We start from the raw sequence: 7,765 nt of genomic DNA, 5'->3' as shown, positions 1-7,765 counted from the left end.
GTCGGGGAGGGTGCTGCGGTGGGACTGGCGGCGGGGGAGGCGGGGTCTGGGGCGGAGTTGGAGGGGGCCGCGTTGGGGGTGGTTGAACTACAGGCTATGCCACTGAAGAGCAAAACGGCAAAACTGAGGGTGAGGGTTCGGCGGGGATTTAACATAGGGCTCCTGGGCGATCGCACGGCTGAGGGTGACTCAACGCTGGGCTTGAATGTCTTGATCTTACGAGAGGGGTAGGCAAGATGGGCAGGGGATGGGGTCAATTCTTGGGTACTACCCCCAAATGGCTCCGTAGATCAGTCCGGATAGAGTTGCCATGGCAACCACGAGCGCGACAAACACAACGGTTTTTTTCGTGCCGATAATGCTGCGAATCACGAGCATATTAGGCAGGGACAGGGCCGGGCCTGCCAACAGTAAAGCCAACGCTGGCCCTTGACCCATACCATTACCGATCAGTCCTTGCAGGATGGGGACTTCGGTAAGGGTGGCGAAGTACATGAAGGCTCCGGCGATCGCAGCAAAAGCATTAGCACCGATCGAATTGCCCCCCACGGCCCAGGTAATCCACTCGGAAGGAATCAGCGCCTCCTGACCGGGGCGACCCAGTAACGCGCCCGCAATCAACACCCCAATCAACAGCAGGGGCAGAATCTGCTTGGCATAGTCCCAAGACGATTCAAACCATGCTTCGGCTTCGCCTTGACTCGTGCTGGTGAGCCAAGATAAGCCAATAACTGCCGCTGAGAAGGAGACGAGGGGCTGTTGTTGAAATTGCCAGGCCAGTACCGCTGTCACCCCAACAATCAAGATCACTTTGCCTGAGTTGAGGTGATACCAGCCGATCAGGATGGCGGACAGTGCCAACCCCAACGCTCCTGTAATCCACCACTTGAGAGTGTAGAGGATGTACCACGCCCCCACCGTCCCATCAGGTCTTGCCCAGTTGGCAAAAACTAAAATGCCCACCAAGACGGCAAAAAAGAGGCCATTTTGCCAGAGGGGACGGGTTTGATCCTCATCCAGTAGCATGGCTTTGGCCTTGACTGGCTCTAGTGCGTCCTTGCGGAAGATAAACTGCATGGCCAAGCCAATCACGATGCTAAAAACGATCGCGCCGATCGCCCTGGCAATTCCCAGGGGTAAGCCCAAAATGCGGGCGGTGAGAATAATCGCCAGGACATTAATCGCGGGGCCAGAATAGAGAAAGGCGATCGCTGGCCCTAGCCCTGCCCCCATGCGGTAAATTCCGGCAAATAATGGCAGCACCGTGCAAGAACAGACGGCCAAAATAGTCCCTGATACGGATGCGACTCCATAAGCCAAGAGCGGATTCGCCTTGGAACCCAGGTATTTCATGACGGCATCTTGGCTAATGAAAACCGCGATCGCCCCCGCAATTAAAAAAGCAGGAATGAGACACAGCAACACATGTTCTTGGGCATACCAACGCACTAAATAAAGGGCTTCCCAAAACGCATGGCGCAGCCGTTCAGATTGCTGTAATGCTTCGACCGGCAGGTAAAAGCAGAGCAGGAACGCCGCCACAATCAGGGCTAACGGTTTCCACTGCTCCCGCCAGAAGGGAGTGATTTGCATTGTTCTTCTCCGATTGCTCAAACGTGAAGAGAAGGGCTGGTCATGGCTGATTTCCTTCTCCAAAAATCATGCTGGTTGCGTTACTCGGCGGTGAGTAACGGTTGAATTTGCTCTGGTGTGAGGACTTTACCCTGACTCATCGGCTGTCCGTTCACCATCAGGGCCGGGGTTTTCATCACACCGCGCTCGGCAATTTTCATCGGGTCGGTAATGTGCAAAACCTCGGCCTCTAGATTGAGGTGGGCGATCGCCTCCTTGGCATTGGCTTCCAATTGCTTGCACTTCTTGCAACCCGTGCCTAAAATTTCGACGGTTAGTTGAGTCATGGTTTAGCTCTCCAAAGTCAAACGATAAAATTCGTGCTGTCACCCAATTTGAAGCGAACAAGGCACGAGGTCAGCGGTTCAGCCAAGGGGTCAGTTCTGCCTGGGCTATGCCAATGGTAGAGCTTGTACTAGGGTATAGGGTCAAGCCTTTGGGCAAAATTGCGGTTAGCTGTCAGGGCTGGCTTCCAAAACGATACAGGTATTGTTGGGATTCGCTGCCTGACACCGCTCTAACAGGGGTTGCAACTCCCCTTGCAAGGCTTGTAGTTGCTGGATTTGCTGCTCAATCTGCGTGAGCTTGGCCCCTAGACGATCCTGCATTGCCTGACAGGTGAGCGATCGCCCATCCTTGAGCGCCAGAATGTCTTTAATCTCATCTAGACTCAGCCCCAACGTTTTAGCCCGTGCGATAAAGGCCAGTCGATCCACATCGTGCTGACTGAACAGCCGATATCCCGACTCCGTGCGCTGCGGTGGCGGAATCAACCCAATACGCTCGTAAAAGTAAAGGGTTTGCGGGTTCAAGTTTAATTTTCGTGCCACTTCTCCGATCTGAAACATTGACCACAACCACTGGGTTACAAGTTTCGCCCCTTCGATTGAGCCGAGGGCCAGCCTGACTTCGCCAAGCTCAGTTCCAGTCTAAAGCAACTTTTCGATGGAGGAGCGCCATGAACGTCAGAGACGGGTACAGATTGCCACAATCAACGCCCAATCGCTTAGGGGATGAAGCGGGGGCAGCGTTTGACGAGGGAGAGGGGGACGCGATCGCGCTCGACGGCATAGACCACGGGGCAGCGGGGGAAAATTTGGGGCAGTTTTAAATAGGGCATGGCGATGTAGTAATTGGGGGGAACGCCCCGGTTGCCATAGTCGAGGTCGGTTTTGAGGTCGAGGAGGGTGAGATCCGGGCGGGCGAACATTTGGGCGATGTAGTCAGGCCCGCCGAGGGCGAGGGTAGCACCGGGGGCGGCATGGGCATTGACCCAGGCGATCGCTTCGCGGAGACTCACCCCCCAATAGTCCGTTTCGTAGAACCCGTGGGCCGCCGGCAGACCGCCGGAAATGCGGTTGAAATAGACATATTGATGGGGATGGAGGGTTAGCATCGTGACGGCGATCGCACTCATGGCCACCGTTACCGCGCTCAGGGCCACAAACCGCTGCCATTGCCCCACCAATTGCTGATAACTCCAGATCAAGCCCGTCGCCGCCAGCACCGCCAGCCCCGGCACGAGGAAAAAGAATTGTCGCCAGCCGTGGTAGAGGGGGGTTTGATGGGCGATCGCCCAGGCCGGCACGAGGATCAACGGCAACACCACCATCACCGCTGCCGCCCGTTGCCGATCCGTGAGCCGTCGAAAATTAACCCCCAAAAAAATCACCCCCAGCCCGGCGCTCACCTGCCACAGGAGCGGGGTCGTCTGCCAAATCCACACCGGCAGATAGTTCCAGGGCACAGCGGCGGCGGGCATGAACTCCCCCGCAAACAGCACTTGCCCCGGCCAGGCCGGTCGCGCCACCCGCAGCAGCGCCGAACCGAGCCAGGGCAGGGGATCAGACCAGGATGCCGGATGCAGCAGGAGGGTGGCGATCGCCCACATGATCCCGCTCACGCCATAAAAGGGCCAAAACCGGGTCACCATCCGCCCCCAACCCTGCACCACCCCTTGGGTCATGGGGACTAACACCAACAGCACCACGCCCCCCATCCCCGTACTACAGACCACCCCGACCCCAACCCCATACAAGGCCGCCTGCATCATCATCTGATGCCAGCTTAGGGTCGGGGGTTGGGCATCCAATCGCTGGGACGCGGCGACCCAAGCCGCCCCGGCCACGGTGGCGATCGCAAACAGGGCCGCAAAGGGCATATCCTGCGGATTAAAAAAACCATGGGCCCAAAACCGAGGCATCAACGCCAACACCACCGGGCCAAACCAGGCATAGTCCAACCCCGCCAACATCGCCACCAGGGCCGCCACCGCCCCATAGCCTAAGAGGGTAACGAGGAACGTGAGGAGATGTTTCACCTGAATGCGGCGATAGATGGCTTGGGCGATCGCTCGTTCTTCCGCCTTGGATGCGATCGCGTCCCCATCAAAATCCACCACCGCCCACGGGTTACCCTCCCACCCATGCCGCGCTAATTCCGTAAGCTGATACACCGCCTCCGCCATGCCATCAAAGCCCACCCCGTCATACTGAAACTCCGGCGGAATTTCGCGCCCCAACCCGACCCACGCCGCGTTATATTTCACCGTGGCAATTTCCGCCCCCTCATCCCACGACACCCCATAATCCTCCACCGTCCCCACGCCAATCCCCACCAACAGCAGCAAGATCGTGGCGAGTTTCAACAGGGGCGCGATCGGGCTGGGGGTTAACGGTGCAGGAGGGGTCAAGGTTTGGGCCAAGCTCAACAGAGCGATTTTACTCCGAATTTAGGGGGCGAATGCGATCGCCCCAAGTTAGCGGGGCTGAATTGGGGTGATGGTTTTGCGGGGGGAGGAGGGCCAACGGGGCGCGATCGCGTGGCTATCCACACCGTAGTAGGTCGCCGCTTGGAGCATCTTGAACTGGAGCCACTCGCAACGATCCGAAACAGCGATCGCCTCTGGCCGTTGGCCCTCCACCCCCAAGGCCTGCCGCACCGATGCCGCCACCGCCCGCGCCAACAGGGGCGGCACTGAATTGCCAATCTGGCGGAATCCGTGCCACTTGGTGACATGGAAGCGGAACCAATCCGGGTAGGAATGGAGGCGGGCGGCTTCGCGGACGGTGATACAGCGGGGGGTGCGGTAATGGATCGGGCGGGGTGAGGTAAAAGAACCGCGACTGCTGGGCGTGCCAGCGCGGAGGGTGTTACAAATGCCGTCGGGATGGAGGCGGAGAAAGCGGCTCACCGGGTCAAGGCGACCGGGGGGGGTGGCGGCAAAGCGAGCGATGGTGGTGGGGGTGTGGCGGGTGCGGATGCTGGCGGTGAGGGTGTGGGGGTGATAAATCCGGGGCGCGGCGTAGTTATCGGGGTCAGGGGTGAAGCCGCGCAGTTGGGCGGCGTAGGGGCTAGGGGAGCCAAAGTCCGCCGCGACAGCATCCTGCTCCCAGAGGGCTTCATATTGGTTCACTTCGGGCAGATCGGCGATCGCATCGGCCACCGTTGGCCCTGGGGGTAAGGCGATCGCTCCGTCGATCCGGGTTGCCGGGCGGGTCGTGGGGGTGGGATAGGCCAGGGGCGGGCAGTCGTGCCGATAGCCCAAGAGAAACAGGCGTTGACGATGTTGGGGCACACCAAAATCCGCCGCGTTCAGGGTTTGGTACGGGGTGACGACGTGATAGCCCTGGGCGTTAAAGTCCGCCACAATTTGCCCCAGGAGGGATTGCGATCGCTGAAACGCCAACCCCGCCACATTCTCCATCACAAAATACTTAGGCCGTAACTCCCCCACCACCCGGCCAAACTGCCGCACCAACTGATTGCGCGGATCATGCTGTTGCCGCTTGCCAATAATCGAAAACCCCTGACAGGGCGGCCCCCCAAACACCACATCAATATCCTGATGCCCCAAGCGCGAGTTGGCCCGCAGTTGCGCCCCCGTTACTGCGCTCACACTCTGGCAAAATAGGGCAGTCTGGGGAAAGTTAAATTGATGCACCGCGCCATGGATCGGGTCTAGTTCCACCGCCGCCAATACCGCAAAACCAGCCTGTTCAAACCCCAAGGCTAAACCGCCGACCCCCGCAAATAAGTCCACCGCAATGGGTTGTTTTCGCTCGCTCACAATCCGGTTTTGTGTCGTTTTCCTGGTTCACTGTAGAGTACAGATATCCCTGTTTTGAAATTCTGGCGGCAATATTTAAGAATTTAGCGATGGTTGTTTTGAGACATGGGCAATGAGTGATCTGTACTATCACATTTTGGGGCTACAACCGGGGGCGACGGCGGCTGAAATTAAACAGGCCTATCGCACCTTGGCGAAGCAATGGCATCCCGATCGCTTTTTAGACCAGCCCGAACAGCAAAAACGGGCGGCGGCTCGCTTCCAAGAAATTCACACCGCCTATGAATTCCTCAAGGATGCGACCCCAGACCCCGCTGCGACTGACTCCCCTCGGCCTCAATCACCGCACGTCGAGGTGAAACCCGCTAACGCTAGTTTTTACTATCAACTGGCGCTCACGGCGATTCATCAGGGGAGCGATCGCGATGCTGTCGAACATCTCACCCATGCGATTCACCTCGATCCCCATTACCAAGCAGCCTATCAATGCCGTGCCTTTCTCCATGAAAAACTCGGCTTTACCCGGCGAGCGGAGGCGGATTTTCGCAAGGCGGCGGAATTAAAAGTGGCGGCGGCCTATGCCCAATCGGAGCCGATCCCCGCGCCCGACCCATCGCCCCCCACGCCTGACCATCCGCCTCCGTTGATCCAAAGTCCCCACCCGATCACCGCCCTCGCCCTCGATCCGACGGGGCAACGGTTGCTCCTCGCCCAAGGGCCGGGGGAGGTGTCCCTGTGGGATGGGGCGACGGGGGCCTTGGGCGATCGCTTCACGCCCGAATCGCGCCCGGTGCAGCAGGTGTTGTGGCATCCCCACGCGGAACAGTGGGTGACGGTGAGCCAAGAACAGGGGGCTAAACTGTGGGGGCGATCTGCCGATGCCGGGCCTCCGGTATTGCGCTGGCATCAGGATGGGGTGCTGAGTGCGGCCTTTAGTTTGGATGGCCAGTCGTTGATTGTGGGACGTACTGATCGCACAGTGCAATTGTGGCAGCTTTCGCCCCGTCGCTGTCGAACGATTAGCGGCTATCGGGCGGCGGTGGCGGCGATCGCCATGTCCCCCACTGCGCCCCTGTTTGCCACCGGTGGCCTAGAACCCCAGATCCGGATTCGGGACTATCACACGGGCAAGCTGCGGCGATCGCTGCGCAGTAACGGCGGGGTGCTCTGTTTGGTCTATAGTCCGACGGGGCAATACCTAGCGGCGGGGGGCTACAATGCGATCGCGCAACTCTGGAATCTCGCCGAATCAGCACAACCCCGCCAATTAATCGCCCATCAATCCCGAATTACGGCGATCGCCTTTAGCCCCGACCATCTGCACATTGCGACGGGGGGCTGGGATCGCACGATTTACCTCTGGACTCTCACCACGGGAGATGCGATCGCCACTTTCACCGGCCACAGTGACGTTATTTCCGGCCTCGCCTTCCACCCCAACGGCTCGACCCTCTATAGCAGCAGTTGGGATGGCACGGTGCGAACCTGGTCTCTCTAAGGGGCGATCGCAGACCCTCAAAAATGGCAAAATACGAAAGCTCAATCCCCCCTATCCTTTCAATTCAAATTACGATGATCAACGAATGGCTCCGTTTTCGCGTTAAACCCGAACTCCGCGACCAATTTATCCGCACCGATCGCGAGGTGTGGGACAGTGCGATCGCCGCCTATCCGGGCTATCTCGGCAAAGAAGTGTGGCTTGGAGAGCAGCCCGATGAAGTGGTGGTGGTGGTGCATTGGCAGAGTGAAGAATTGTGGAAATCGGTTCCTAAAGACGTTGTTGATGCTACCGAAGCGAAATTTTCCGACCAATTCGGCGCAGATAACTACGAACTCCTCGAATTCCACGGCTACACGGTGCGCAGCCTCCCCCATAACCGCTAGGACTGCGACATAGCTAAAATAATGCTTTATCTGGCTTTCTGTAGGGTGGGTTAGGCGGCTTAAAATTGCGCTATCACTGCAATCCAGCAATCCGCCGTAACCCACCGATTAACTGCGTGCGATCGCTGAAATATCCGTGCTTGGTGCGTTACGCTGCGCTAACAGCACCCTACTTAATGC

At 58.4% G+C, this 7,765-nt stretch carries 7 protein-coding genes; 2 read left to right on the top strand and 5 right to left on the bottom strand.

All coding sequences use genetic code 11. From position 1 onward, the window contains the following. Positions 1 to 267: 267 nt before the first annotated feature. From PN477_RS05845 to PN477_RS05825, 5 genes are all read right to left on the bottom strand, one after another. On the bottom strand, positions 268 to 1,593 hold the full coding sequence (locus PN477_RS05845; protein ID WP_272116700.1) for a permease: 1,326 nt from the start codon (positions 1,591 to 1,593) through the stop codon (positions 268 to 270). Between the two features lie 80 nt (positions 1,594 to 1,673). Next, positions 1,674 to 1,919 carry a thioredoxin family protein gene (locus PN477_RS05840; protein ID WP_272116698.1) on the bottom strand — a complete coding sequence of 82 codons (246 nt, stop codon included), beginning with the start codon at positions 1,917 to 1,919 and terminating at the stop codon, positions 1,674 to 1,676. Positions 1,920 to 2,084: 165 nt separating this feature from the next. Further along, a complete protein-coding gene (locus PN477_RS05835) occupies positions 2,085 to 2,480 on the bottom strand; it encodes a MerR family transcriptional regulator (protein ID WP_272116696.1) in 396 nt (131 codons plus the stop codon). Positions 2,481 to 2,638: 158 nt separating this feature from the next. Then, positions 2,639 to 4,324 (bottom strand): hypothetical protein, encoded by a 1,686-nt coding sequence (locus PN477_RS05830; RefSeq protein ID WP_272147069.1) that lies wholly within the window; start codon positions 4,322 to 4,324, stop codon positions 2,639 to 2,641. A gap of 66 nt (positions 4,325 to 4,390) precedes the next feature. Beyond that, on the bottom strand, positions 4,391 to 5,701 hold the full coding sequence (locus PN477_RS05825; protein ID WP_272116692.1) for a DNA cytosine methyltransferase: 1,311 nt from the start codon (positions 5,699 to 5,701) through the stop codon (positions 4,391 to 4,393). A 112-nt stretch (positions 5,702 to 5,813) separates the two neighbouring features. Between PN477_RS05825 and PN477_RS05820 the strand changes: the two genes are divergently transcribed. After that, positions 5,814 to 7,199 carry a DnaJ domain-containing protein gene (locus PN477_RS05820; RefSeq protein ID WP_272116690.1) on the top strand — a complete coding sequence of 462 codons (1,386 nt, stop codon included), beginning with the start codon at positions 5,814 to 5,816 and terminating at the stop codon, positions 7,197 to 7,199. A gap of 74 nt (positions 7,200 to 7,273) precedes the next feature. Further along, positions 7,274 to 7,585 carry a TIGR03792 family protein gene (locus tag PN477_RS05815; protein ID WP_272116688.1) on the top strand — a complete coding sequence of 104 codons (312 nt, stop codon included), beginning with the start codon at positions 7,274 to 7,276 and terminating at the stop codon, positions 7,583 to 7,585. Positions 7,586 to 7,765: the final 180 nt, after the last annotated feature.

Source organism: Spirulina subsalsa CS-330, assembly GCF_028330765.1.
GTDB lineage: Bacteria > Cyanobacteriota > Cyanobacteriia > Cyanobacteriales > Spirulinaceae > Spirulina > Spirulina subsalsa_A.
This window is presented reverse-complemented; position numbering and strand designations above follow the sequence as displayed.

Bases quoted from the DNA above. Each gene is read 5' to 3' on its own strand.
- PN477_RS05845 (WP_272116700.1), bottom strand. From the start codon at position 1,593: ATGCAAATCACTCCCTTCTGGCGGGAGCAGTGGAAACCGTTAGCCCTG.
- PN477_RS05820 (WP_272116690.1), top strand. From the start codon at position 5,814: ATGAGTGATCTGTACTATCACATTTTGGGGCTACAACCGGGGGCGACG.
- PN477_RS05815 (WP_272116688.1), top strand. From the start codon at position 7,274: ATGATCAACGAATGGCTCCGTTTTCGCGTTAAACCCGAACTCCGCGAC.
- PN477_RS05835 (WP_272116696.1), bottom strand. From the start codon at position 2,480: ATGTTTCAGATCGGAGAAGTGGCACGAAAATTAAACTTGAACCCGCAA.
- PN477_RS05840 (WP_272116698.1), bottom strand. From the start codon at position 1,919: ATGACTCAACTAACCGTCGAAATTTTAGGCACGGGTTGCAAGAAGTGC.